The following is a 25,432-nucleotide window of genomic DNA, read 5'->3' as shown; positions in this document are numbered from 1 at the left end:
CTGACGGGCCCCTTCGCGAGCAAGCCCGCTCCCACATTGGATCTGTGGCGTACACAAAACCAATGTGGGAGCGGGCTTGCTCGCGAAGGCGGCCGTCCAGACACCGCCAATCCATGATCTGACCACAACCGCCCAATCCCCGTATAATCGCGCTCTTTTTTCCCGAAGGCACCTCGCTCGTGGCAGACAAACGGTACAGCTGCATTGGTTTGTATAACCCCAAATCACCGGAGAACGTCGGTTCGGTGATGCGCGCCGCAGGCTGCTACGGCGTCGCATCGGTGTTCTACACCGGCAAGCGTTATGAACGCGCCGCCGACTTCGTCACCGACACCAAACGCGTGCACTACGACATCCCGCTGATCGGCATCGATGATCTGAAAAAAATCCTCCCGCTCAACTGCGTGCCGGTCGCCGTGGAACTGGTCGAAGGTGCCCGTCCGCTACCTGAATACACCCACCCGGATCGCGCCCTGTACATCTTCGGCCCCGAAGACGGTTCGCTGGATAAAGAGATCCGCGACTGGTGCGAAGACGTCGTGTACATCCCGACCACCGGCTGCATGAACCTCGCTGCCACCGTCAACGTCGTGCTCTACGACCGCATGGCCAAAGGCCTGAATACCCGCTCCGGGCCGAAATTCCGCTGAAGCGTCGCACATCCGATGGAACAAGCTGACCGCTCGCGCAGTCAGCTTATTTATCCATTACTCATAGCCTGGAGAAAGATCATGACCGAGCTCAAACGCGTCGAACGTATCGAATCCACCCCGTTTCAGAGCCGTTCCGAGCAGAACGTCGAAGGCTGGGAGCGCATCGGCTCGCTGGCCGGTGGCGTGATCATGGTCGGGAAGGGCCTGCGCCGTGGCGGTGTGTTCGGTTTGATTCAGGTGGCGATTGGCGGCGTGGCCATGGCTCGCGGTATTACCGGGCACAGCTCGGTGAAAAGCCTGATCGAGAAAAGCCGTCAGGACATGAATAACGTGCGGGCGAAGATCGAGCGTGCCGGGGAAGAGTTGAGCAAGCTGAAGGCGAATGCCGAAGCGGCGACCAGCTCGGCGACGGTGACCGGCAATGATTCAGTGAAATCGCCGAAAGCCGGGGTTTGATCCAGCATTTGCGCTGGGGCTGATGGCCCCTTCGCGAGCAAGCTCGGCTCCTACAAGGTTACTGCGTGCGCCACACATGCCGTAGGAGCAAAGCTTGCTCGCGATGGCGGTGTCACTGAAGTAACTCGGTATCAAGGACTTTAGAGGACTCGCCGAGCACGCTCTCAGCCAATTGCACAAACTCTTTAGTACTCACCGTCCCCAAATGCATCGCTCCCCGCAATACGTCATCCAGCGAACGTTTATTGCGGGTCTTCAAACGAATCTCGCGATCCAGTTCCTGCAACACAATCACGGCTTTTGCTACCTGCGCCGGGCTGATCTGTTCACCGCGCAGTGTCGTGACTTTCTGGCTGTCCCTGGCCAGTTTCGCCTGCAGACTCTGATAGCGCTCATCACTCATGCCACCGGCACGGCGCAGCAATTCGATCGCGTAATACTCGGCAAAGCCTTCGCTGATCCAGTCGCTGCGCTGCTCGTCGTGAATCCGCCCAAACACCTGCGCCAGTTCACGCACCAGCGCACTGCTGCCGCTTTCACTGACCAGCGGCAAGCGCGTGTTCACGTAGATCGATTCATGCGCACCGAGGCTGCCGCGCCACATCGGGTCGTTGGCGCCGACGATCAGCAGCTTGACCGGATGACGTGGATAAACCGCCTGCACCTGCGGCCAGACGAAGGTCAGCAACGTCAGTACGTCCATGCGCCTCATGCCCTGCCCTTGCGGTGAGGCGACGGTGACTTCGGTTTCGCCCAGACGCGTGCGACGGCTGCCGAGCTTGCCGACGAGCATCCAGCCGGTCGGGCGGTCGAACAGGCGTGAAGGGTTGTCGATGCGGAATTTGTTTTTGCCGATTCTTGGCCAGGCGGTTTCGACGCTTTTCCAGCCATCGGGCAATTCGAATTGCAGGCGCGAGACCAGTTCCGTGCCGTCCTGCTGATCGAGTTTGGCTGGCGGCACCAGTTCATCACCGCGCAGCAGCGCCCAGCTCGGCGTCATGCGGGTGTCGAAGCTGCCGTTTTTGCGACCGTGGCTGATGCGTACGCGGTAGGTCAGGCTGGCCTTGGCACTGGTCGGGCGCCAGACGCCGCGCGCGTGTTTGCCTGGAGTCAGCAGCCATTGGCCATCGGCTTTGAAGTCGCTGTAATGGCTGCCGTCGCCGAGGTCGAAATCGAGGCTGCGCACGGCTTCGCCTTTGGCCAGGGTCAGGCGCACTTCGGCCTGATCGCTCTGTGGCAACAGGCGTATGTGGTAATCGAGATCGACTTTTTTTGCTGCCCAGACGGGCGCACTGAACATCAGCAGGCCGATCAGCAACGCTCGCAGCAAACCCACAGCCATACCCACTCCTTGTGGCAGTCAGAATTATTGTGTGAGTGCTGCGCACTCAATATCGGGAGCAAGCTCCCTCGCTACAGGTTATCCCGTTAGCCAGCGCGGAAAATCAGGTGATCTTCCCAGTCATCTTCCGGCACGCTGCCCTCGGCGAGCATACGCCCGGATTGTGAAATTCGTTCGTGGTGCACCGCCTCGCGATCGCCACTCACCAAGTGATGCCACGACGGCAGATCCTTGCCCTCGCTGACCAGTCGATAACCGCAGGTCGGCGGCAGCCATTTGAATTCTTCGGCCTGGCCCGGCGTGAGCTGGATGCAATCCGGGACAAACTTGATGCGATTCGGGTAATCGCTGCACTGGCAGGTGTTCAGATCCAGCAGTTTGCAGGCGATGCGCGTGTAATAAACGCTGTTGTCTTCTTCATCCTCGAGTTTTTGCAGGCAGCACAGACCACAGCCGTCGCACAGCGACTCCCATTCCTGGTGATCAAGTTGATCAAGGGTTTTGTGTTTCCAGAACGGTTCGACTTCGGCGGCCATGGCTCAAGCATCAACATCAGGTGGTGAAAGGCCGCCAGTCTAGTGCCCCGGGCCGCGCGGGCCAAGCGCTGGCGACTGTCGGTAAATCGCGCTTGTCAGCCTCAGCGCTGCCGAGTAGGGTTTTGCCTCAAATTCATTTACTCAAACGTAGCCAGGAATCTCTTGATGAGTGCCAACCCTCGCGTTGCCGAATACGCCATTCACCCGCAGTTCACCGCCCGTTGGTCGCCGCGCGCCTTCACCGGTGAAGCGATCCCGGAAGAGACCCTCCTGAGCTTCTTCGAAGCCGCCCGCTGGGCACCGTCGGCGTACAACTCGCAGCCATGGCGTTTCCTCTACGCGCGCCGTGACACGCCGAACTGGGAGCGTTATCTGGGTATGCTCAATGAATTCAACCGGAGCTGGGCGCAACATGCGTCGGCACTGGTGATCGTGATTTCGAAAACCACCTTCACTGCACCGGGCGCCACCGAAGAAACCCCGGCGCTGTGGCACACCTTCGACACGGGTTCGGCGTGGGGCCATCTGGCGCTACAAGCGAGCATCAGCGGCTGGCACACCCACGGCATGGCCGGCTTCGATCAGGAGCTGACGCGCAAGGAGCTGAATATTCCTGAAGGTTATGCGCTGCATGCCGCTGTTGCGGTAGGCAAGCTGGGAGACAAGGCGACGCTGGCGGATTACCTGCAGGCACGCGAAGAGCCAAGCCCGCGTCGCCCGCTGAGCGAACTGGCAGCTGAAGGCGACTTCACCCTCTAAGCCACACCGCAAAACCAATTGTAGGAGTGAGCCTGCTCGCGATGAGGCCGTAACATTCAAAATCATCATTGACTGTTACACCGCTATCGCGAGCAGGCTCACTCCTACATTGTTTGTGGTGAATCAATACCCGCGATTGAAATCCACTTCCCCGCGCAACGCCTCGCTCGCCTGATAGGCCTTCAGGTTGTCGACAAACAGTTGCACCATCAGCGCCGGTGAAGTCGGTGCCGAGCTGTGCCCGGTCAGCAGCAAGCCCCACGCCGTCCAGAACGGGTGACGCTGCGGCAACGGCTCCTGACGGCAAACGTCAATCACCGCACCCGCCAGGTGCCCTTCCTTCAGCGCCTCGACCAGATCCGCATCAACCACCGCCACACCGCGCCCGACGTTGATGAACAATCCGGTCGGCTTGAATTGCTTGAACAGCGCCGCGTCGTAGATATCGTGGGTATGTTCGGTGTTCGGCAGCAGATTGACCACGTAATCCACTTCGCCAACCAGCCGTGGCAGATCCGCCATCGAAGCGACTTCAACGAACGGCGCCTGCTCGCGCGCGCTGCTGGCGATGCCGTACAACTCGACGCCGAACGGCAGCAGGAACTGCGCCACGCTCTGGCCGATGTCGCCAGTTCCGACGATCAAGACTTTGCGCCCGACCAGACTCTGGCCGGTGCGGTTGTCCCACTTGCGCTCGACCTGGCTGACCAGTCGCGCCAATACCTCGCGCTCGTGACCGAGCATATAGGTCAAAACGTATTCAGCCATCACTTGGCCGAAAATGCCTACGGCGCGGGTCAGGCGATAATCGCGGCGCAAGCCATCGGCAAGCAGCGGCGTGATGCCGGCCCAGGTCGATTGCAGCCATTGTGGCTGGTGGCCCTGACGCAACAGGGTCGCCAGCAGATCCGGCTGCCCCAGCCACACCGGGCAATCAGCGGCCAGCCGCGCCAGTTCGGCGGAGTCGCCGCTGGTCAGCACTTCAAGCTCGGGCACTGCCTGACGCAGCAGCCGGGCGTATATCGCGTGGTCGTGTTCGGCAATCAGAACGCGCATCTTCAAACCTTTCGCAAACCGTGCAGACGGTCGCCGGATGTCGGGCGAACGTCGCGGTAAAAACAGTTCCTGGGTTAATCGAGGCCCAGAACAGGGCCTCGCAGATCAGACCGGGTCGTTGCGTCGCAGCAACTCTTCGGGCAAGTGCTCGATGTACTCGTCCTCGGCCGGCGGCATTTGCAGGTGATAGCCCTGCTTGTCGAGGTTTTCCAGCACGACGACGATGTCTTCGCTGGCCAATTTGCGCTCAGGCGACAGCACCAGGTCAAATGAATGTTTCGGCTTGCCGAACGCCAGCATCAGCGCTTCCGGCACGCGCTCGAGTGCATCACTTTTCAGCACGTAAAGGTACATGCCGCTGCGCTTCGAGCTTTGGTAGATGGAACAAATACGTTTCAAGGCTGTTCTCCGGCGGTGGCCAAGCTGTCGAGCAGCGTCTGACCCATGAGTTCGCGGCGCCAGCCACGCAGCGACTCAGGCAATTGGTAAGGACCCTCGGGGTAGCCACTTTTGACCAGCGCTTCGAGGGTTTTCTTGCGTAGCATCAGTTCCGGCGCGATGTCGAGGCGCTCGGCCTCGGCCTGACCCAGCGCACGCAGTTGTTTGATCAACGCAGCAGCTTCGATCGGCAACGGCTCCGGCACGGCAGGCGGCCATTGATCAGGGCCCACACTGCCAGAGCGCTTGATCAGATCAAGCAGAAATTGACCGTCCTGACGCACGGTACGCGGGTGCATGTCTTCGATCTTGCCCAGCGCGGCGAGGTTGTCCGGTTGCGTGCGAGCCAACGGCCACAGCGAATGCTCACGAACGATGCGGTTGCGCGGCAAGTCACGTGCACGCGCTTCGGTTTCACGCCATGCGCACAGCTCACGCAATACCGCGAGCTGAGCACGGGAGAGTTTCCACGCCAGTTTGGCTTCGCGGTAAACCTCGTACGGATCGGTTTCGCGGCGCAGGTTGGCCACCAGTTCGGCGCCGTCCTCCAGCACCCAGGCGAACTTGTCGTCGGACAGCTTCGGTCGCAGCTGTACGAAAACTTCCGCGAGATGCACGGCATCTTCAGCGGCGTAGCTGATCTGTGTGTCGGACAACGGACGCTGCAACCAGTCGGAACGGGTTTCGCCCTTCGGCAGTTCGATGCCCAGCACCGCTTGCACCAGACGCGAGTAGCCCATGGAGAAACCGAGGTTCAGATAAGCCGCGCCCAATTGTGTGTCGAACATCGGTGCCGGCAGGCTACCGGTCAGACGCAACAGCACTTCGAGGTCTTCGCTGCAGGCGTGCAGGACTTTCAGCACCGCCGGATTTTCCAGCAGTGCTGCCAGCGGTTGCCAGGCATTGATGGTCAGCGGATCGATCAGGTAGGCGCGTTTACCGTCGCCAATCTGCAACAGGCCGGCAATCGGGTAGAAGGTGTCGACCCGCATGAATTCGGTGTCGAGGGCAACGAACGGCAGCTGCTGCCACTCGGCGCAAAACTGCGCGAGGCTTTCGTTGTCGCGAATCCAGTGAATATCGATGGCCACACGGCTCTCCCTTGAAGAATGGCGCGCAGTATATATCGCCACCGGCGATTTACGCGCCTGCGAAGGGCAAGAGCTGTAACGAAATGTCCTGCCAATTAGCAAGAATAGTCTGACAGAAGGATCAAACGGGGCCATTACCTGTAGGAGCTGCCGCAGGCTGCGATCTTTTGATCCTGTTTTTGAAGATCAAAAGATCGTCCGATCGCGGCCCGAGCCTTCGGCAGCTCCTACAGCGGGAATGCTTCAGTCCTTGGCTAACACGCCGTCGATCACTGACCCGCGGCAACCGGCAAATATGTCCAGATCCGGTTGATACACCGAACTCTTCACTTCGAGCAAACCGAGCATCGAGTGGAACAGGTTGTCCTGACTCAGCGGTTTATCGCGGCTCATTTGCAGGCAATGGGTGTCGACCGAGTAGGACTTTTGATAGTTGTCGGAGAACCACGCCAGCATCGCCACGTGCTTCTGTTGTTCCGGCGCCAGCATATACGGCGTGCCATGGAGGAACAGGTTGTACTCACCCAGCGACTCGCCGTGATCGGACAGGTACAACATCGCGGTATCGACTTTGTCCTGATTATTGCGCAGCACATCGATCAGACTCGACAGCACATGGTCGGTGTACACCAGCGTGTTGTCGTAACCGTTGACGATACTTTCGCGGCTGCAATTGTTCAGGGCGTTACTTTCACAGACCGGCGTGAAGTGCTCGTACTCCTTTGGATAACGCTTGAAGTATTCCGGACCGTGACTGCCCATCTGGTGCAGAACCAGCACGGTGTCTTTGTCCAGGTGATCGATAAAGCTTTGCAGCCCTTGCAGCAGAATTTCATCGCGGCATTCGCTGTTGGCGCACAGCGTCGGGTCTTTCAAGTTGCTGACATCCTGCACGGTGACGCGATCACACGTGCCTTTGCAGCCGGACTGGTTATCGCGCCAGATCACATCGATGCCGGCCCGTTTGAGTACGTCGAGCAGGCCTTCCTCGTTCTTTGCCTTGCTCGCATCGTAGTTCTTGCGGCCCATGTTAGAGAACATGCACGGCACCGAGACGGCAGTTTCCGTGCCGCAGGAATGCACGTCGGTAAACGCGATAAGCCCGGCTTCCTTGTCGAGTTTTGGTGTGGTGTCACGGTTATAGCCGAGGATGCCGAAGTTCTCGGCGCGGGCACTTTCGCCGACCACCAATACAGTCAGGGATTTGCGCGGCTCAAGTTTTACATCGGGATTGCGCTCGGCGTCCTCGCCGATTTTGACGAACGGTTGCTCTGCCGACGCCACTTGCTCACGCAGGTAACCGGCCGCCGCACCAATGTAGTTGCTCGGCACCAGCATCAAGCGAATTTCGTGGTGATTACGAAACAACGATGACAAACCCTGGTAGTTGGCCAATGCCACACCACCAATCACCGCCACCGACGCCACACTGACAATAACCTTGCTCAACAATTCGCGGTGCCAGCGTCGATAATTAATCGGCAATTTCCACAACAATAAAGACGGTAAAACACCGAGAAAGAAAATATAAATAAACAACTTCAACGAGAGCAGATCGCGCACTTCCGTGGCATTGGTTTCGGCAAAGTTACGTAACATGCCCGGGTCAATCATGACGCCATACTGGCTCATGAAATAAGCCACGCCAGCGCTTATCAAAAACATCAGCGTCAGCACGGGTTTAAGCAGCGGGCGGAAGGCCAGAAAGGTCAGCACGATGTTGAACGCCGCGAAGATCATCACCCCAAACGCCACGCGCATGGCAATGCCCTTGCCGTCTGACGCGGTGATGTCGAACAGGTGCTGCCAGAGCACAACGTTAAAACCGATCAAAAGAAAGGCACTGGCAATCAACGTCACCCATTCCGGGCGCACGGCTTTTAACTTCAACATGATGAGGGGCAGTTCCTGAAAAGAACCCTCGGTTAGTTGTGAAAAATTCATTAACCAAGGCATGACAAACTTTAGGCAGGCAACCATCAATTTTTTGTGAAAAAGACGCCAACGATTAGTTGGACTGAGAGCAAAGTCTGAAACTTGTGGAGTATTTGGGAATGGTTCAGCTTTTATTCAGCCAACAACCCCTGTAGGAGCTGCCGAAGGCTGCGATCTTTTGATCTTGCCGTTAAGACAAAGTCAAAAGATCGCAGCCTCGTTTCACTCGACAGCTCCTACAGGAACCGGTGGGTATTTGATTTTTAGGTAAGGGCCTGGATTTTCTGGTTTGCCCGAATCATAGGGCGCCGCGCCTAATCATCTGCCCTGCCCCAAGGTTTGATGATGGAAAACGTCCGCGCCACTGCCCGCCCCGCTGTCTGGCTGATGCTCGCCATCATGCTGGTAACCCTCAATTTGCGCCCTTCGATGGCGGCGGTCGGGCCATTGCTGTCGGCGATTCGCGGCGACATCCCGTTGAGCTTCAGCCTCGCCTCACTGCTGACCATGCTGCCGGTGATGGCGATGGGACTGGCGATGTTTTTTGGCATCGGTATCAGCCAACGACTGGGCGAACGACGCACGGTGCTGTGGTCGCTGTTGATCATCGGTCTGGCAACGTTTTCACGGCTATTTATCGATTCCGCCGCCGAGTTGATTGTCAGCGCAATTCTGGCCGGTATAGGCATTGCGCTGATTCAGGCGTTGATGCCGGCGTTGATCAAATCGCGTTTCCCCGACAACGTCGCCCTGTGCATGGGTTTGTACGTCACCTCGATCATGGGCGGCGCCGCCATTGCTGCGTCGTTCGCGCCGCTGGTGCTTATCAGTACCGGCAGTTGGCGGATGGCACTGGCCGTTTGGGCAATCCTGGCAATGTTGGCTTTGCTGTTCTGGTGGGCACAACGCGGCAACTTGCCTGCGACCGCGAACACTTCAGTCAGAAAAGAAACCTTCTTCAAACATCCCCGCGCCTGGTTACTTGCAATCTTCTTCGGTCTCGGCACCGCGTCCTACACCTGCGTCCTCGCCTGGCTGGCGCCGTACTACGTGGAGAAAGGCTGGAGCGAACAAAACGCCGGGCTGCTGTTAGGTTTTCTGACAGCCATGGAGGTGATTTCCGGCCTGGTAGTGCCAGCCATCGCCAATCGCAGCCGCGACCGACGCATCGTACTGATGGCCCTCCTTGGACTGATCATCGCCGGTTTCTGCGGCCTGATCCTTAGCCCGCAACACTTCAGCCTGCTGTGGCCCTGCCTGTTGGGTTTGGGCATCGGCGGACTGTTTCCGATGAGCCTGATCGTCTCGCTCGATCACCTCGACAACCCGCAACGCGCTGGCGGCCTGACCGCTTTCGTGCAAGGCATCGGCTATCTGATTGCCGGCCTGTCGCCGCTGCTCGCCGGGATGATCCGCGATCAACTGGGCAGTTTCGAATGGGCATGGTGGTCGCTGACCGGCGTGATGCTGATCATGGCGTTGATGGTGTTGCGCTTCGATCCGCGACATTATTCGCAACACTTCCAGTGATCGGGCTACAGGCCTCTGGCCAGCTTTCCACGGTTTCATCGGTAACGTCGTATTGCTAAAACTATCTGTCCCACAACTGTCCGTGAAACGTCCTACAAGCCTTTGTCCTTGCACCATCGTTCCGTTAGGATCGTTCGCACACGTTTGCGCAGATTCAGCGCAAGGAGCACAGCGGGACGGAACGGATGCTGAACAGTAACTTGCTTCGAAAGCTCGACATGCAGGATCTCATGGTGTTTATCGCCGTGTATGAGCAGAGCAGCGTCACCGAGGTCTCGGAAACGTTGTTCGTCAGTCAGTCCACCGTCAGTTACTGCCTGAAAAAACTGCGCACCAGTTTTGAAGACGAACTCTTCATCAACACCCGCACCGGCATGCGCCCGACCTACAAGGCCAGCAGCATGTACGGCCATGTGCAGAAAATCCTCGAAAGCATCAACCTCTGCCACGCCGGCGCACCGACATTTGACCCGAGCCAGCAAGCGGTCACTTTCAACATCTGCGCCCCGGAATACTTCGAACAACTGATTTTGCCGCGCCTGTTGAAGCGCTTCGACTTCGATGACTTGCCAGTGATGGTCAACATGCACAAGTTCGAAACCGATGTGCCCGCCGATGAGTTGCGCGATGGCAGCCTCGATCTGGTCATCAGTTTCGGCCCCAACTTTCACCGCCACCACACGGACTTGAAGTCACGCATGTTGCTGGAAGATGACCTGGTCTGCGTTTTCGATAAACGCGCGACGCCGCTGGAACCGCGCCTGAGCCTGCAAGCGTTTACCGAGCGCAGGCATGTGTTCCCGACGCCGTGGACGTCGACGACGAATATGGTTGATGGCTGGCTGGCGCGACAGGCGCAAAAACGTCAGATCGTCGCGCGTTCGAACAGTTACAGCGCGGCGTTGAAGATGATCACTGGCACCGACTTCATCCTCACCCTGCCCCGGCGGATTCAGCGGTTACTGACCAACGATGCGGTGTTCAATCACTGTGAGGCGCCGAACGGTTTGCCGGGGTTCACCCTCGACATGCAATGGAGCCAGAGCGTTGATCAGGACAGCGCCAACGTCTGGCTGCGCGAACAAGTGGTCAAGGTGTGCAGTGAACTGCAAGCGGCCTGATTCCTACACGCCGATGGCAGTTTTTGTGTAGGACTCGCGATCGATATCGATCAGCTCGACACTCAACTGCACCTCGACACCGGCCGGCCATTCACAAAGATCCTGCAGCACGGCCAAGAGACTTTGCGACAGCTGTTTTTTGGTCTCCGCTGAACGCCCGCTGAGCAACGCCAACTTCACCGCCACAAAACCGCGCTCGCTCATGGCCGTGCCAACCTTGAAGGTTTCGACCTTCAACGCACGGCTCTTGATATCAAACTCCGCCGCGAACTGACCAGAACCCACCAGCGTGTTATTGAGGCGAATCAACGCGACGTCGGCGTTCAGCTGCGGCAGGTTGGCGGTGTATTCCATGTGCAGGTGTGGCATCGGGAGGCTCCAGTCGAGCGGCAGAAAGGTCGTACGTATAACACAGCTGACTTATCGCAATTCGCCGTGTTGCAAACGCGAGTTAGCTACGCCGGCGGCGATGTGCCAAAGGCCATCTATCACGGTAGGAGCTGTCGAGTGAAACGAGGCTGCGATCTTTTGATCTTTCAAATGCCAAATCAAAAGATCGCAGCGTGCCGCAGCTACTACCTGTCAATCAAAAGGCGGTGACGGGCCGTTCACTCATGAACTGCTCCAGCCGGGAACGCAGCCAGCGCTCGGCCGGGTCGCTGTCGACGTGGCTGAGCCAGACCATCGACAAGTCCAGCGTCGGCGTCTTGAACGGGAACGGCTCTTTGAACAGCAACCCCGAAGTGGCCATCGCTGCCGCCGTGTAATCCGGCAGGCTGGCGATCAGATCGGTGCCCGCCAACAACGCCGGCAACGCGCTGTACTGCGGCACCGACAGCACCACCTGCCGGGTGCGGCCCAGTTCCGCCAGCCATTCATCCGCAAACCCACTGACATTCGCCGTGTGGGAAACCAGCACATGCGGCCGCGCACAATATTCATCGAGGGTCAGCGGCGTGTCAGACGCATCCGCACGCAGGATGCTCGGTTGAATGTGCCGCAGCAATTTGCGCTTGGCATTCGCCGGCAAGCCACGGGTCTGGCTGATGCCGACGGTGATGTCACCGGCGGCGAGCAGATCGGGAATGCGCCAGTAATCGACGTGCTGTACCACAAACACCACGTTCGGCGCTTCCTGACGCAAGGCGCGCAGCAGCGGTGGCAGCAGACCGAACTCGACGTCATCGGACAGACCGATACGGAAGGTCATGGTGCTCACGGCGGGATCAAAATCGCGGGTCAGGCTCAACGCCACTGAAAGCGAATCCAGCGCCGGTTTGAGGTGGCGGAAAATATCTTCAGCGCGAGCCGTCGGTTCCATGCGATGGCCGACGCGGATGAACAGCGGATCGTTGAGCATCGTGCGCAGGCGATTGAGTGCCGAACTGATGGTCGGCTGGCCAAGAAACAGCTTCTCGGCCGCCCGGGTTACGTTGCGTTCCAGCATCAAGGTCTCGAACACCACCATCAGGTTGATGTCGGCCTTGCGTAGTTCATTGCGGTTCATCCATTGCTCCCCGATCCCCAGACTGCCGGCAGTGTAGAAAGCAGTTGGGGGCGGCGTCCATCGCCACGATGCGTCCGCTGACCGTCAACCGGTTCGAGGGCTCTGGTCTGTGCCTTTCAGAAACATCCGCCAACGATTGGAAACAAATGTCCGGTAGCCAAAAAACCCGCCTGCGCTAGGCTTGCGTCGATGCGCCACACAGGCTGGCGCACACGTCTATCGCATGGAGCGAACTGAATGTATTTCGAGATTTACAGGCAATCCCGCGGCACCCCGACCACCGGCAAAGGCCAATGGCGCTGGAGGCTGCGCGCGGGCAATCACGAAACCATCGCCAGCGGCGAATCGTACGTGAACAAAGCGGATTGCTTGCACGTGATCGAGCTGATCAAAGCGGTACAGGGCGAAACCCCGGTCAAGGAAATTTAAGCGCGTGAATCGGAAAAAGGCAGCGTCCTACAGCTCCTTCCTTTTTTGACCGAATGACTGGCGGGCTCCGTTTGCACCCCTACGCTCAGCAACGCAGGGGGCCATCCGGCCCTGTTTTCTCCCGATCATTCACACTCAAAAAGGAGCCGCAGACATGGCCAGAGACAAAGCGAAAGACGACATGCACTTTAACTGCACACAAGCACACGAAGCCGACTACGTCGCCAGCCTCTACCCGCACGCCAAGGAAGAAGTGAAAACCTTCCTCAGCTCGGCCTGCAAGGACAAGACGCTGCACAACTCGACGCATAAGGATGTGTATGAACTGATCAAGCGCAAGTTGGGCCACTCGCAGCCTTGACGGGCTGGAAGTGCGGGGTGATGTAGATCCCGCAGAAATGCAAAAGCCCCACAGGCTTTGGGTCTGTGGGGCTTTTTCATATTTACTCGTTAACGCGATGCAAACAAAAAAGCCCCGTAGATTTTCATCTACGGGGCTTTTTCTATGTAATGGCGGAGAGATAGGGATTCGAACCCTAGGTACCGGTGAAGGTACAACGGATTTCGAATCCGTCCCATTCGGCCACTCTGGCATCTCTCCAACGGCGCGCATCATAACAACACTTTTACCGAAAGCAAACCCTCTTTCGAAAATTTCTTCGTGCTATCAGATGCTTGCGTCGATTAAAGCGGTACGCCCAGACGATTGGCGACTTCTTCGTAGGCTTCGATGACGTCACCGAGGCCCTGACGGAAGCGGTCTTTGTCCATCTTCTTCTTGGTGTCCTTGTCCCACAGACGGCAGCCGTCCGGGCTGAACTCGTCGCCGAGGACGATGGAGCCGTCGCTGAACACGCCGAATTCAAGCTTGAAGTCGACCAGCAACAGACCAGCGTCATCGAACAGCTTGGACAGGACTTCGTTGACCTTGAGCGACAGTTCTTTCATGCGAACCAGTTGCTCGGCAGTGCCCCAACCGAATGCCACAACGTGGGATTCGTTGATGAACGGGTCGCCTTTGGCGTCGTCCTTGAGGAACAGTTCGAAGGTGTAAGGATTGAGCTTCAGGCCTTCTTCGACGCCCAGACGCTTGACCAGGCTGCCGGCGGCGTAGTTACGCACGACGCACTCGACCGGGATCATGTCGAGTTTCTTCACCAGGACTTCGTTGTCGGCCAGCAGTTTGTCGAATTGGGTCGGAATGCCGGCCGCTTCGAGTTTCTGCATGATGAAGGCGTTGAACTTGTTGTTGACCATGCCTTTGCGGTCGAGCTGCTCGATGCGCTTGCCGTCGAACGCCGAGGTGTCGTTGCGAAACAGCAGGATCAAGCGGTCAGCGTCGTCGGTCTTGTAAACCGATTTGGCTTTGCCGCGGTAGAGTTCTTCACGTTTTTCCATGATGGGCTCCGCTTGCTAAGTAGGTGGGCTAGGCGATGTGGCGCCAGTCGAGCCCTGAATCTTGATCGGCCAGTTGCAGCCAGTCCGGGTCGCACCCGAGGGTGTCGACAAAACATTGCCGGGCCAGCTGCGGCATGTTGTTCTTGCTGCTCAGATGAGCCAGGACAAGGTGTTGCAAGCCCTGCCAGCCCAACTCGGACACCAGGAAAGCCGCCTGATGGTTGTTCAAATGTCCCAGCTCGCCGCCCACCCGCTGCTTGAGAAAGTACGGGTAGTGCCCACGGGCCAGCATGTCACGACAATGGTTGGACTCGATCATCAACGCATCGAGATCCCGATAACCGTCCAGCACCCGCTCGCAGTAGGAACCCAGATCGGTCAGCAGGCCGAAGCGCCGCTGCTCTTGATCACTGAACACATACTGGGTCGGTTCCTGCGCATCGTGGGCCACGGCAATGACCCCGATGTTCAGTGCACCGATCTGCAGTTGCTCGCCGCCGGCCAGCAAGCCTGCGGGTTCAATCGGTTTGCGCATCCCGCGCAGTGTGCCGCGACTGAGGTAGACCGGCAGATTGTAGCGCCGAGACAGTAAACCCACGCCATGCACGTGGTCGGCATGTTCGTGGGTTACGAGTATCGCGCTCAGTTGCGCCGGGTTCACACCCAGGCGCAACAGGCGTTTTTCGGTTTCCCGCAGGGAAAAACCACAATCCACCAGCACATACGTATCAGCACTGGCGATCAGCGTGCCGTTCCCTTGGCTACCGCTGCCGAGAACGGCAAAACGCATGGTTGATCAGCCCAGGTTGTCCTGAATCACGCTCAGCACTTTACGCGCCACTTCAGCCGGCGCGACGGTGTTGATGTTTTTCTCGACGGTCACCTGAATGTTCTCGCCAACCTTGCTCAGGCGAACCTGATAACGCTCGGCACGGGATTCAACTTCTTCCTTGGTCGGCGCACTGCCGAACAGGCTGCTGAAGAAACCAGGCTTGTCGTCTTTCTTCTCGGCTTTTTCGGCCAGGTTGATGTAGTACAGACCGAGGCTGCGGTTGATGTCTTCAACGCGCCATTCGCCTTGTTCCAGTGCACGGCCAACGCTCGACCAGGCACGATCCAGATCGGTACCGACGTTCAACACCGGGTTGCCGCTGCCGTCTTCGCTGAGGCTGACGCGGCTCGGCGTATCGAAATCACGCGAAGCGAGCATCGACACCGAACCGCCCTTCTCGGAGATACGGCTCATGCTTGCGAGCATGTCGTCGACCAGCGCAGCGTCCAGGCCAGTGTTGACCGAGCGGTTGGTGAAATCGACATCGGCGGTGCTGCCGGCAGGACGCTCGGCGCTGACCACGTAGATTTCACTGGTGTTGCGCTGCACGCCTGGCTCGATACGCACACGGACGCGGGTTTCGCTGTCGGTGGCGACGCCAGCCGCGCTCAGGCGCTTGGCCATCGACGCAGACAGCTCGTCGGAATGCTGCCAGGTGGTGGTGAATTCGCCGGTTTGCGGACGCTGTTCATCCAGACGGAAACCGTTGTCCTGGAAGAATTGCACCGCCACTGGCCAGACTTCGGCCGGTGGATGCTGGGCCATGACCCAACGCGAATCGCCGCTCTTCTGCAACGAGTAGTCGGTGGCATCGGCGATGGCCGACAGTGGCTGAGGACGTGGAACCACGTATTCGCCCTTGGCGGTGTCATCAGCGACGTTGCGCGGGATCGGCAGCAGCGGATCCAGACGCTTGGAGGTGCTGACATCCGGTGGCAGTTGCATCGGTGCAGTCTGTTGCGCTTCCAGGTAATCGCTACCACGGTCACGGAAATAACCTTCCGGGCCCCAGACCCATCCGCAGCCACTGGTGCTGGAGATAATCAAGGCAAGTGCGGAAAGTCCGGCCATTCGCTTCATGCGTTGTACTTCCTCAATTAAACCAGGACGCTGCACTGGCGCAGGGCCGAGCGCAGCGTTTCATGACAAGGTGTGCTCAGCCAGGTCAGCGGCAAGCGGATGCCTTCGTGCATCAGGCCCATTTCAACCAAAGCCCACTTCACCGGAATCGGGTTGGCTTCGATGAACAGGTCTTTGTGCAGCGGCATCAGTTTTTCGTTGATGGCCCGTGCGGTGTCGGCGTCGCCTTTCAGCGCGGCCTCACACAGATCGGCCATTTCGCGCGGCGCGACGTTGGCGGTCACGGAAATGTTGCCTTTACCACCCAGCAGGATCAGTTCAACGGCGGTTGGATCATCGCCGGACAGCACGATGAAATCTTTGCTCACACCATTGATGATCGCTTTGGCGCGTTTCAGATCGCCGGTGGCTTCCTTGATACCGATGATGTTCGGCACGGTGGACAGGCGAATCACGGTCTCGGCCTGCATGTCGCAAGAGGTGCGGCCCGGAACGTTGTAGAGAATCTGTGGAATGTCGACCGATTCAGCAATGTGTTTGAAGTGCTGGTACAGGCCTTCCTGAGTCGGCTTGTTGTAGTACGGAACGACCAGCAGGCAGGCATCGGCGCCGGCTTCTTTGGCGTTGCGGGTCAGCTCGACGGCTTCACGGGTCGAATTGGCGCCAGTGCCGGCGATGACCGGAATGCGCCCGGCAACCTGTTTGACCACGGCTTTGATGACGGCGATGTGTTCTTCTACATCAAGGGTTGCCGACTCGCCGGTAGTACCGACCGCGACAATGGCATGGGTGCCGTTCTTGAGATGGAAGTCCACGAGTTTGCTGAGGCTGTCCCAGTCAAGACGCCCTTGTGCATCCATGGGAGTGACCAGTGCCACCATACTGCCCGCAATCATGAAACCGCTCCTGCCGGAAAAAGAGAGCGGTAATGGTACTGGCGCCAAGATGCTTGCACAAGCGAAGTACTGCGCTGCCGCCATTCCCCTTGGCCGCGCTTTTCGCTACCCTTCAGACTTTGATCGGTACCGATCAGCTTGTACGCCGGGTTTCAGCCTCCCTTTTCGGCCTCCCAGACCCCGTTCCTGCGTCGCATCGACGCGCTCCCGCTATAGTGGAGCGAGCCGCGAGCGCTTGCCGGGTCTATTGCATGGCAGCCAGAACAGGCGCGCCCCGGCCGCTAGCGTCCGTCACCTACCGACCGCTCATCGCTTTAGGAATGCTGCATGTCCACCCCCACAGTTCGCGAACAATTCCTTGTCATCAGTGCCCTCGGCGCCAACCCCATGGAGCTGACTAACGTCCTGTGCCGCGCCAGCCATGAAAATCGCTGCGCCGTGGTCACCTCCCGCCTGACTCGCCACGGCGAGTGCAGCGCGTTGATCCTCGAGATCACCGGCAGTTGGGACGCCCTCGCCCGCCTCGAAGGCAGTCTGCCGAGCCTGGCGAAGAAACACGCTTTCACCGCCAACGTGGTGCGCAGCGCGCCGCTGGAAAATCGTCCACAAGCCCTGCCGTACGTGGCTTATGTGAGTTCAGCGTATCGCCCGGACATCATCAATGAGCTGTGCCAGTTCTTCATGGATCACAACGTCGAGCTGGAAAACCTGACCTGCGACACCTATCAGGCGCCACAGACCGGCGGCACCATGCTCAACGCCACGTTCACCGTGACCCTGCCGGCAGGCACCCAGATCAGTTGGCTGCGCGACCAGTTCCTCGATTTCTCCGACGCAATGAATCTCGACGCACTGATCGAGCCTTGGCGCCCACAGAACCCAATGTAAGGAAGCTTTAATGGCCGTTGTCATCGACCAACCGGTTGCCGATTTCGAAGCACCTGCCACCAGCGGGCAGACCGTCAAGTTGTCTGCCCTCAAGGGCAAGCAAGTGGTGATCTACTTCTATCCGAAGGACAGCACCCCGGGCTGCACCACTCAAGGTCAGGGCTTTCGTGATCAGTACGCCGCGTTCCAGGCAGCCAATACCGAGATTTTCGGTATTTCCCGCGACAGCCTGAAGTCCCACGAGAACTTCAAGTGCAAGCAGGAGTTTCCGTTCGAACTGATCAGCGACAAGGATGAAGCCGTTTGCCAGTTGTTCGACGTGATCAAGTTGAAGAAGCTGTACGGCAAGGAATACCTGGGCGTTGATCGCAGCACCTTCCTGATTGATAAGGACGGTGTGCTGCGTCAGGAATGGCGCGGTGTGAAAGTGCCGGGGCATGTGGATGCTGTTCTGGCTGCTGCTCAGGAACTGAACAAGGCCTAAGATCAAAAGATCGCAGCCTGCGGCAGCTCCTACAGGAGTCGTGCCATCGCGAAATATGCGATCGGGTATCGAATCTGTAGGAGCTGCCGAAGGCTGCGATCTTTTGCTTTAAAGCAGCGGCGCCACTTCCGGTTCCTTGCGCGGCCAAGCATCCAACACTGCTTTAAACAGCGTCGCCAGCGGAATCGCAAAAAACACACCCCAGAATCCCCACAACCCGCCAAACAACAGCACCGCGCAAATAATCGCCACCGGATGCAAGTTGACCGCCTCGGAAAACAGCAACGGCACCAGCACGTTGCCATCCAGCGTCTGGATGATCCCGTACACCGCCATCAAATAGATGAACTGATCGCTCCAGCCCCACTGGAACAGCGCAATCAGCAGCACCGGCACGGTCACCACCACCGCACCCACATACGGCACCACCACCGAAATCCCGACCAGCAACGCCAGCAGCGCCGCGTAATTGAGCCCGAGCGCGACGAACGCGATGTAGGTCACGCCGCCGCAAATCACGATCTCGATGACCTTGCCGCGAATGTAATTGGCGATTTGCCGGTTCATTTCCTGCGCGACCCGCGTAATCAACGCGCGCTCACGCGGCAGATAACCGCGCACCCACTCGCCGATCATGGCCCGGTCTTTAAGGAAGAAGAACACCAGAATCGGCACCAGCACCAGATAGATCATGATGTTCACCAGCAGCGGCAAACTCGACAGCGAAAACGTCAGCGCCCACTGACCGAACTTGCCGATCTCGCCGCGCGCCGCTTCGATGGCTTGCAGTACTTGCTCGTCGGAGACCAGATGCGGATAGCGCTCCGGCAGCAACAGCAGCAGCGACTGCCACTTGGCAAGCATGCCCGGCAGTTCATTGAACAGCGTGATCAACTGATGCCAGAGCAGCGGCATGACCACGACAATAAACAGCATCAACACGCCCATAAACAGCGCAAACACCAATCCCACGGCCACGCCACCCGGCACGCGCAGGCGTTCGAGCGTGACCACCAGGCCTTGCATCAGATACGCCAGTACCATCCCCGCCAGCACCGGCGCGAGCATGCCGCCGAGGGTGAGCACGGCGGTGAAGGCAAGAATCAGCAACACTGCCAGCACCACGGCTTCTTCGTCGGAGAAGTAGCGCTGAATCCAGTCGCGTAACACTTTGAACATCAATAATCCTTAGGTTGTTTTACGCTGTCGGCTTCAGGCTTTTTTCAACCAGTAACGGTAAACGCCCGCGTCGTCTTCTTCGAGCAGCAGCGTATGACCGGCCAATTTGGCAAAGGTGCGGAAGTCGCGTTGCGAGCCGGCGTCGGTGGCGATCACCTTGAGCACCGCGCCGCTTTGCAGTTTATTTAATTCCATTTTCGCCTTGAGCAACGGCAACGGACAATTCAGGCCACTGGCGTCCAGTTCCACGTCATGGGCTACAGCGTCAGTCATTGCGTCACTCCGATCGAGATAGTCGAGCTGCCTAGAATATCTGGTCGCAAGCCCGGTGTCCGGCTACAGTAAGGTCTTTGTCTTCTAAGGCTTTGTGCATGACTTTTCTGCGCCCTACCCTGCTGACGCTCGCTTGCCTGCTCGCCTCACCAGGCTTTGCCGACGATCTGCCGTCACTCGGCGACGCCAGTTCTGCCATCGTCTCACCGCAACAGGAATACCAACTCGGCCGGGCCTGGCTGGCGATGTTGCGCAGCCAGGTCTCGCAGCTCAACGATCCGCAACTCAAGGATTACGTCGAGTCCAGCGTGTACAAGCTGGTCGAGACCAGCCAGGTCACTGACCGACGCCTCGAATTCATTCTGATCAACAGCCCGCAGCTCAACGCCTTCGCGGCGCCGGGCGGCGTGGTCGGGGTCAACGGTGGTTTGTTCCTCAATGCCCAGACCGAGGGCGAATACGCTTCGGTACTCGCGCACGAATTGGCTCACTTGTCGCAACGCCACTTCGCGCGCGGCGTCGAAGCCTCGCAGCGTATGCAAGTGCCGATGATGGCCGCGCTGCTGGCCGGTATCGTCATTGCAGCGGCCGGTGGCGGTGATGCCGGAATCGCGGCCATCGCCGGCACCCAGGCAGCGGCGATTCAGTCGCAACGCACGTTCTCGCGCCAGAACGAACAGGAAGCCGACCGCATCGGCATCCTCAATCTGGAAAAGGCCGGTTACGACCCACGCTCGATGCCGACAATGTTCGAACGCTTGATGCGTCAGTACCGTTTCGACGCCAAGCCACCCGAATTTCTGCTGACTCACCCGGTGACAGAATCGCGTATCGCCGACACCCGCAACCGCGCCGAACAGGCGAAACCGGGCGGCATCGAAGACACCATGCGCTATCAATTGATTCGTGCGCGCGTGCAGTTGATCTACGAAGAAACCCCGGGCCTTGGCGCCAAGCGTTTCCGCGCGCAGCTGGACGAAAACCCGAAAAACGATGTGGCGCGCTACGGTCTGGCCATCGCGCAGATCAAGGGTGGACAGTTGAATGAGGCTCGCGAGAATCTGAAACAACTGCTGACTAAATCGCCGAACGAGATCATCTACAACCTCGCGCAGGTTGATCTGGACATCACCAACAATCGCCTGCCTGACGCGCAATCGCGTGTTGACCGCATGCTCACGCAGTATCCGGGCAACTATCCGCTGAATCAGGTTCGCGTAGATTTACTGTTGAAGCAGAATCGCTCTGCCGATGCCGAGAAAGCACTGGAAGGTCTGTTGAAGTCGCGCCCGAACGATCCGGACGTCTGGTACCAGGTTGCCGAGACCCGTGGTTTGTCCGGCAACATCATCGGTTTGCATCAGGCTCGCGCCGAATACTTCGCGCTGGTTGGCGATTACCGCCAGGCGATTCAGCAGCTCGACTTTGCCAAGCGCAAGGCCGGCAACAACTTCCCGTTGTCGTCACGCATCGATGCCCGTCAGCGCGAGCTGATGGAGCAGGAGCGCATGATCAAGGACATGATGGGCTGAGTTTCATCCAGCGACACAAAACCTGCAGACACAAAAAAACCGCCTCTTTCGAGGCGGTTTCTTTTTTACCTTGCCGCTGGCTTATTCAGCCAGTTTGAAGGTGATGAAGCTCGCACGACCCTGACGCAGAACGCGCATCGACACCGAACGATTCTTCGGCAACGCTTTGGCGATCTCGCCGAACTCCTTGGTGGAGCCGATGGCCTGGTTGTTCAGGTGCGTGATGACGTCACCCGGTTGCAGACCGATCAGGGCAGCCGGGCCGTCCTGCACCTCCTTGATCACCACACCACCTTTGAGGTCGTAGGTTTTCTTCTGCTCGGCGGTCAGCTCGCCCACGGCAACACCGAGACGGTTGCTGGTGGTTTCAGCGCCGGACTTCGGCAGTGCATCCAGTTCTTTGTCTTCGTCCGGGATAGCGCCAACAGTCAGTTCGACGTTCTTGCGCTTGCCTTCACGAATCACTTCCAGATTGGCTTTGGCGCCAGCCTTCAGTGCGCCGACCAGGTGCGGCAGGTCAGCGGACATAACGATCGGCTGACCGTTCATGCTCAGAATCACGTCGCCGACTTGCAGGCCGCCCTTGGCTGCCGGGCCGTCATCCTGAATCTGTGCAACCAGCGCACCGGCCGGTTTTTCCAGACCGAACGACTCGGCCAGATCCTTGTTCACTTCCTGGATGACCACACCCAACCAGCCACGGCTGACTTTGCCGCCGCTTTTCAGCTGATTGGAAACATCCATCGCCACATCGATCGGGATGGCGAACGACACGCCCATGAAGCCACCGGAACGGGTGTAGATCTGCGAGTTGATGCCGACCACTTCACCGTTCAGGTTGAACAGCGGGCCACCGGAGTTGCCCGGGTTGATCGGCACGTCGGTCTGGATGAACGGCACGTAGTTTTCGTTCGGCAGGCTGCGGCCGACGGCGCTGACGATGCCTTGGGTCACGGTGTGGTCAAAGCCGAATGGCGAACCGATCGCGACAACCCACTGGCCGGCTTTCAGATCCTGGGATTTGCCGAGTTTGAGTACTGGCAGGTCTTTGCCTTCGATTTTCAGCAGGGCCACGTCGGAACGCGGGTCGGTGCCGATCAGCTTGGCTTTCATTTCGCTGCGATCAGCCAGACGCACGAGAATTTCGTCTGCATCAGCGATCACATGGTTGTTGGTCAGGATGTAGCCATCCGGAGAGATGATGAAGCCCGAGCCCAGCGACGTCGCTTCACGCTGACGACCACCACCGCCCGGCGAGCGCTGCTGAGGCGGCATGCCGCGCTCGAAGAACTCGCGCAGCATCGGCGGCAAGCCTTCCAGATCCGGCATCTGCTGGTTCACTTTGCGATCCGGCAGTTTCTGCGTGGTACTGATGTTCACCACAGCCGGCGACGCTTGTTCGACCAGTTGCGTGAAGTCCGGCAAGTCGGCCGCTTGCGCAGCAGGCACTGCCTGACCGAGCAACAGCACGGTGGCGAAAATGGACAGATAAGATTTCAAGCTAGGTATCGACATACAGCTCCCGTTACGACGAGCAGGTTTAAGCGATATGGAACAAGAATCACCGGCAACCACAAGCTGGCGCTTTTATTCCAGGAACAACAACAAGGCCAGAGCCGTGAGGCTCTGACCTATAAAAAATTTTCGGGTTATTTGCAAATGAAAATGCTCAGCAAACATTTCATCCCCGTCTCGACGAAGAAGTGGTAGTGACTGGAATCAGCTCACTGCTTGCTGGTGGCGGCACTGTCGTTTCGCATCGACAAGGCGATCCGTTCGGCGGTGCCGATTGGAATCTCGCCAACCACGGTCACCATCATTTCGCCTTCGGGTGTAGTCAGGCGACGGGAAACGGCAACGGTCGGGCCCAGTTGAGTCCGGGTGTCGGTGACGGTCGCGCCGTTCAACGGTTCAAGGAACACCGAAAAACGTGCCAGGCCATCGTCATACATCAGGCTGTTGACCTGTGTTTTGGTTTGCGGATCTTTGTGCGAGGTGCTGCTGGTCAGTTCGAAACCGGGCGGCAACCAGTCCGAACGCCAGACCTGGGCGGTCTTGACGGCGGAGGCCTTGTCGCTGTCCAGCGTCACAGCCTTGCAACCGGCATCGGCTTGCAAGTCTTTGTCGGACGGGACTTCGTCGGTATCGAGACTGGTGAACTGGAAACGTTCGAGCAACTGGCCCTTGTCATTCAACAGCAATGACTTGAGCGGCAGGCCCGTCTGTTTATCCAGATGCAATTCAAAACCGTAACGGTGCTGATCGCGAGGCGTCAGTGAAACGATCACTGCATCGCGACCGGCCACGCGCGACTTGCCGATGACAGCAAGGTCATACCAGTTTTTCAGCTTTTTAGGATCCAGGGCACGAGCGGTCGAGTTGGGAGAGTCCCCCAGCCCCGCGATCAGGGTGCCGCTGACGCATTGAGTGTGTCCATCAATGCGCACGACTTCCTGAGCCGAGCCGTCGAGCTGAAGCAAACGCTCGCGGACTTGACCGTTCTGGACGCGATGCCAGATGTTGTGGGTAGAAAAACTACCGTTACGCTCGTAAACAAAAGTACCGTGAAAGCTTTGCTGCTGCTCGGCCTGGCCCAGACGGGTCAACCAGTCCTGGGCCTCATCGGCATTGGCTGGAACAATGAACCAGCCACTGAGCAGAAGCGAAAGTAGAGGTATGGCGCGCATGATCCTCCTTAACGGTTTTCCAGGCTTGCGGCACGTGCGTATGGCAGCGCGCTTTCAGTACCTTTCAATGCAGCCTGCTGAGCGTGCTGACGCAGGTAACCTGGCAGACGCTGATCGTGCCAGCCTGGCTGACCTTGCAGTACGCCGTTGGCCATAGGGCCAGTGGCTTCCGAGCTCTCGCTGTAGCCTGCCAGAACAGCCGGGCCTTTCACCTGAGGGGTGGCCAGGGTTGTCTGGTTGCTTTGCTGAGCCAGTTCAACACCAGCGATTTCGTCCTGGTTGTACAGGCGAACACCGGCCAGAACGGCAACAGTTACCGAGGCTGCAACAGCCAGACGGCCAAGGTTGCGCCATGGGCTGCGGGATACTTTGGCCGGAGCCGTTTCGTCTTCCAGCGCAGCAGACACAGCCGCAGCGATATCCAGACGTGGCAGCAGCAGATCCTTGTGCATGGCTGCCCGAGCGATCTGGTAACGAGCCCAGGTCTCACGGGTTTCGACGTCATCAAGTGCATTAATCACTCGACGCAATTCCAGTTCGTCCGCTTCGTTATCCATCACTGCGGACAGCGATTCCTGCAGGGCTTCACGACTCATGGCGTTCCTCTCTTGGCTATCGCCGCTGTCTCAGTTTTCCTGCAACAACGGCTGCAGGGCTTTATCGATGGCCTCCCGAGCGCGGAAAATCCGGGAGCGCACGGTACCCACCGGACACTGCATGACGCTCGCAATGTCCTCGTAACTCAGACCATCGAATTCACGTAAAGTTAACGCCGTACGCAAATCCTCTGGCAGTTGCTGGATGGTTCGATGGACGGTGCCTTCGATCTCATCCCGCAGCAACGCACGTTCTGGTGATTCGAGATCCTTGAGGCCGTGATCGCCGTCGTAGAACTCCGCATCCTCTGAACTTACATCGCTATCTGGCGGCCGACGGCCGCGAGAAACCAGGTAGTTCTTTGCCGTGTTAATGGCAATACGGTACAGCCACGTATAAAACGCACTGTCGCCGCGAAAGTTTCCAAGTGCTCGATACGCCTTGATAAAGGCTTCCTGAGCCACGTCCTGGGCTTCATGGGTGTCGTGCACAAAACGCACGATCAACCCGAGAATCTTGTGCTGATATTTCAGCACCAACAGATCGAAAGCTCGCTTGTCGCCGCGTTGAACGCGCTCGACCAGCTGCTGATCCTCTTCCTGGGTTAGCATGAACACTCCTCGATAAGCCCGAAGGAGACTTGCATAACTAAACGACCAGACTTGCAAACATAGACTCGGGCTTTTCGCAAAAGTTCTCCCCCTCCAGGCAAGTTTCCTGCGGGCTCTGATTT

Annotated in this window: 28 protein-coding genes and 1 tRNA gene; 10 read left to right on the top strand and 19 right to left on the bottom strand. The window is 58.4% G+C overall.

The window, feature by feature from the left end:
- Nucleotides 1-179: 179 nt before the first annotated feature.
- Together QMX93_RS12050 and QMX93_RS12045 are read left to right on the top strand one after the other, a co-directional pair.
- Nucleotides 180-650 carry an RNA methyltransferase gene (locus QMX93_RS12050; RefSeq protein ID WP_007911337.1) on the top strand — a complete coding sequence of 157 codons (471 nt, stop codon included), beginning with the start codon at nt 180-182 and terminating at the stop codon, nt 648-650.
- A gap of 81 nt (nt 651-731) precedes the next feature.
- Entirely contained in the window at nt 732-1,109 is a 378-nt protein-coding gene (locus QMX93_RS12045; RefSeq protein WP_008087099.1) for a DUF2892 domain-containing protein, read from the top strand.
- A gap of 112 nt (nt 1,110-1,221) precedes the next feature.
- Here QMX93_RS12045 and QMX93_RS12040 read toward each other — a convergent pair whose 3' ends face one another.
- Nucleotides 1,222-2,451 carry a hypothetical protein gene (locus QMX93_RS12040; protein ID WP_282356047.1) on the bottom strand — a complete coding sequence of 410 codons (1,230 nt, stop codon included), beginning with the start codon at nt 2,449-2,451 and terminating at the stop codon, nt 1,222-1,224.
- A gap of 86 nt (nt 2,452-2,537) precedes the next feature.
- Nucleotides 2,538-2,987, bottom strand: a complete 450-nt coding sequence (locus QMX93_RS12035; protein WP_053118104.1) for a YcgN family cysteine cluster protein — start codon at nt 2,985-2,987, stop codon at nt 2,538-2,540.
- A gap of 165 nt (nt 2,988-3,152) precedes the next feature.
- On the opposite strand from QMX93_RS12035, the gene QMX93_RS12030 reads away from it, so the two are divergent.
- On the top strand, nt 3,153-3,746 hold the full coding sequence (locus QMX93_RS12030; protein WP_282356045.1) for a nitroreductase family protein: 594 nt from the start codon (nt 3,153-3,155) through the stop codon (nt 3,744-3,746).
- Between the two features lie 123 nt (nt 3,747-3,869).
- Here QMX93_RS12030 and QMX93_RS12025 read toward each other — a convergent pair whose 3' ends face one another.
- The 4 genes from QMX93_RS12025 to QMX93_RS12010 all read right to left on the bottom strand — a co-directional run bounded on the left by QMX93_RS12025 (nt 3,870) and on the right by QMX93_RS12010 (nt 8,224).
- Nucleotides 3,870-4,802 (bottom strand): D-2-hydroxyacid dehydrogenase, encoded by a 933-nt coding sequence (locus QMX93_RS12025; protein ID WP_282356043.1) that lies wholly within the window; start codon nt 4,800-4,802, stop codon nt 3,870-3,872.
- Nucleotides 4,803-4,907: 105 nt separating this feature from the next.
- Nucleotides 4,908-5,201 carry a YcgL domain-containing protein gene (locus QMX93_RS12020; protein WP_007911350.1) on the bottom strand — a complete coding sequence of 98 codons (294 nt, stop codon included), beginning with the start codon at nt 5,199-5,201 and terminating at the stop codon, nt 4,908-4,910.
- On the bottom strand, nt 5,198-6,331 hold the full coding sequence (gene rnd / locus QMX93_RS12015; protein WP_212545197.1) for a ribonuclease D: 1,134 nt from the start codon (nt 6,329-6,331) through the stop codon (nt 5,198-5,200). The genes QMX93_RS12020 and rnd overlap by 4 nt, the downstream gene beginning before the upstream one ends.
- Nucleotides 6,332-6,574: 243 nt before the next feature.
- Nucleotides 6,575-8,224: a phosphoethanolamine--lipid A transferase gene (locus QMX93_RS12010; RefSeq protein WP_282356034.1), complete on the bottom strand. Its 1,650-nt coding sequence runs from the start codon at nt 8,222-8,224 to the stop codon at nt 6,575-6,577.
- Nucleotides 8,225-8,611: 387 nt separating this feature from the next.
- Between QMX93_RS12010 and QMX93_RS12005 the strand changes: the two genes are divergently transcribed.
- Both QMX93_RS12005 and QMX93_RS12000 read left to right on the top strand, forming a co-directional pair.
- A complete protein-coding gene (locus tag QMX93_RS12005; RefSeq protein WP_282356032.1) occupies nt 8,612-9,796 on the top strand; it encodes a cyanate transporter in 1,185 nt (394 codons plus the stop codon).
- 185 nt (nt 9,797-9,981) lie between these two features.
- Nucleotides 9,982-10,917 (top strand): LysR family transcriptional regulator, encoded by a 936-nt coding sequence (locus QMX93_RS12000; protein ID WP_053118090.1) that lies wholly within the window; start codon nt 9,982-9,984, stop codon nt 10,915-10,917.
- A 3-nt stretch (nt 10,918-10,920) separates the two neighbouring features.
- Here the strand turns inward: QMX93_RS12000 and QMX93_RS11995 are convergent, their stop codons facing one another.
- The gene (locus QMX93_RS11995) at nt 10,921-11,286 is read right to left on the bottom strand and encodes a 5-carboxymethyl-2-hydroxymuconate Delta-isomerase (RefSeq protein ID WP_212545200.1); all 366 of its coding nucleotides are present in this window, start codon (nt 11,284-11,286) and stop codon (nt 10,921-10,923) included.
- A 217-nt stretch (nt 11,287-11,503) separates the two neighbouring features.
- The gene (locus tag QMX93_RS11990; protein WP_053118087.1) at nt 11,504-12,424 is read right to left on the bottom strand and encodes a LysR substrate-binding domain-containing protein; all 921 of its coding nucleotides are present in this window, start codon (nt 12,422-12,424) and stop codon (nt 11,504-11,506) included.
- A 237-nt stretch (nt 12,425-12,661) separates the two neighbouring features.
- Here QMX93_RS11990 and QMX93_RS11985 point away from each other — a divergent pair, with 237 nt between their 5' ends.
- Both QMX93_RS11985 and QMX93_RS11980 read left to right on the top strand, forming a co-directional pair.
- A complete protein-coding gene (locus tag QMX93_RS11985; RefSeq protein ID WP_053118085.1) occupies nt 12,662-12,853 on the top strand; it encodes a DUF1508 domain-containing protein in 192 nt (63 codons plus the stop codon).
- 154 nt (nt 12,854-13,007) lie between these two features.
- Entirely contained in the window at nt 13,008-13,214 is a 207-nt protein-coding gene (locus QMX93_RS11980; RefSeq protein WP_053118083.1) for a hypothetical protein, read from the top strand.
- A gap of 150 nt (nt 13,215-13,364) precedes the next feature.
- Here the strand turns inward: QMX93_RS11980 and QMX93_RS11975 are convergent.
- From QMX93_RS11975 to dapA, 5 genes are all read right to left on the bottom strand, one after another.
- Nucleotides 13,365-13,454: transfer RNA gene (locus QMX93_RS11975), tRNA-Ser, on the bottom strand.
- Nucleotides 13,455-13,537: 83 nt separating this feature from the next.
- Nucleotides 13,538-14,251, bottom strand: coding sequence for a phosphoribosylaminoimidazolesuccinocarboxamide synthase (gene purC, locus QMX93_RS11970; RefSeq protein ID WP_077571533.1), 714 nt, complete (start codon nt 14,249-14,251; stop codon nt 13,538-13,540).
- A 28-nt stretch (nt 14,252-14,279) separates the two neighbouring features.
- Entirely contained in the window at nt 14,280-15,041 is a 762-nt protein-coding gene (locus QMX93_RS11965; RefSeq protein WP_159814173.1) for an MBL fold metallo-hydrolase, read from the bottom strand.
- Nucleotides 15,042-15,047: 6 nt separating this feature from the next.
- Nucleotides 15,048-16,163 (bottom strand): outer membrane protein assembly factor BamC, encoded by a 1,116-nt coding sequence (bamC, locus tag QMX93_RS11960; RefSeq protein ID WP_053118076.1) that lies wholly within the window; start codon nt 16,161-16,163, stop codon nt 15,048-15,050.
- A gap of 17 nt (nt 16,164-16,180) precedes the next feature.
- Entirely contained in the window at nt 16,181-17,059 is an 879-nt protein-coding gene (gene dapA, locus QMX93_RS11955; protein ID WP_282356018.1) for a 4-hydroxy-tetrahydrodipicolinate synthase, read from the bottom strand.
- A gap of 327 nt (nt 17,060-17,386) precedes the next feature.
- Here dapA and QMX93_RS11950 point away from each other — a divergent pair, with 327 nt between their 5' ends.
- Both QMX93_RS11950 and QMX93_RS11945 read left to right on the top strand, forming a co-directional pair.
- Complete coding sequence (locus QMX93_RS11950; protein WP_053118073.1) at nt 17,387-17,947, top strand: glycine cleavage system protein R; 561 nt, start codon at nt 17,387-17,389, stop codon at nt 17,945-17,947.
- A 10-nt stretch (nt 17,948-17,957) separates the two neighbouring features.
- Entirely contained in the window at nt 17,958-18,431 is a 474-nt protein-coding gene (locus tag QMX93_RS11945) for a peroxiredoxin (protein ID WP_282356014.1), read from the top strand.
- A 108-nt stretch (nt 18,432-18,539) separates the two neighbouring features.
- Here the strand turns inward: QMX93_RS11945 and QMX93_RS11940 are convergent, their stop codons facing one another.
- Both QMX93_RS11940 and QMX93_RS11935 read right to left on the bottom strand, forming a co-directional pair.
- Nucleotides 18,540-19,610: an AI-2E family transporter gene (locus tag QMX93_RS11940; protein ID WP_282356012.1), complete on the bottom strand. Its 1,071-nt coding sequence runs from the start codon at nt 19,608-19,610 to the stop codon at nt 18,540-18,542.
- Nucleotides 19,611-19,643: 33 nt separating this feature from the next.
- Nucleotides 19,644-19,883 carry a sulfurtransferase TusA family protein gene (locus QMX93_RS11935; protein WP_134178123.1) on the bottom strand — a complete coding sequence of 80 codons (240 nt, stop codon included), beginning with the start codon at nt 19,881-19,883 and terminating at the stop codon, nt 19,644-19,646.
- Between the two features lie 98 nt (nt 19,884-19,981).
- On the opposite strand from QMX93_RS11935, the gene QMX93_RS11930 reads away from it, so the two are divergent.
- Entirely contained in the window at nt 19,982-21,415 is a 1,434-nt protein-coding gene (locus tag QMX93_RS11930) for a M48 family metalloprotease (protein ID WP_282356003.1), read from the top strand.
- 81 nt (nt 21,416-21,496) lie between these two features.
- On the opposite strand, the gene QMX93_RS11925 is transcribed toward QMX93_RS11930, so the two are convergent.
- From QMX93_RS11925 to rpoE, 4 genes are all read right to left on the bottom strand, one after another.
- Nucleotides 21,497-22,930 (bottom strand): DegQ family serine endoprotease, encoded by a 1,434-nt coding sequence (locus QMX93_RS11925; RefSeq protein WP_159814177.1) that lies wholly within the window; start codon nt 22,928-22,930, stop codon nt 21,497-21,499.
- A gap of 209 nt (nt 22,931-23,139) precedes the next feature.
- A complete protein-coding gene (locus tag QMX93_RS11920; protein ID WP_282355996.1) occupies nt 23,140-24,102 on the bottom strand; it encodes a MucB/RseB C-terminal domain-containing protein in 963 nt (320 codons plus the stop codon).
- 8 nt (nt 24,103-24,110) lie between these two features.
- A complete protein-coding gene (locus QMX93_RS11915) occupies nt 24,111-24,698 on the bottom strand; it encodes an RseA family anti-sigma factor (RefSeq protein ID WP_053118059.1) in 588 nt (195 codons plus the stop codon).
- Nucleotides 24,699-24,728: 30 nt separating this feature from the next.
- The gene (gene rpoE, locus QMX93_RS11910) at nt 24,729-25,310 is read right to left on the bottom strand and encodes an RNA polymerase sigma factor RpoE (protein WP_003172477.1); all 582 of its coding nucleotides are present in this window, start codon (nt 25,308-25,310) and stop codon (nt 24,729-24,731) included.
- Nucleotides 25,311-25,432 lie beyond the last annotated feature (122 nt).

The organism is Pseudomonas sp. PS01303 (assembly GCF_029959385.1).
In the GTDB taxonomy this organism is placed as follows: domain Bacteria; phylum Pseudomonadota; class Gammaproteobacteria; order Pseudomonadales; family Pseudomonadaceae; genus Aquipseudomonas; species Aquipseudomonas rustica.
The sequence above is the reverse complement of the archived record's forward strand: the minus strand, read 5'-3'. Positions and strand labels throughout refer to the sequence as shown.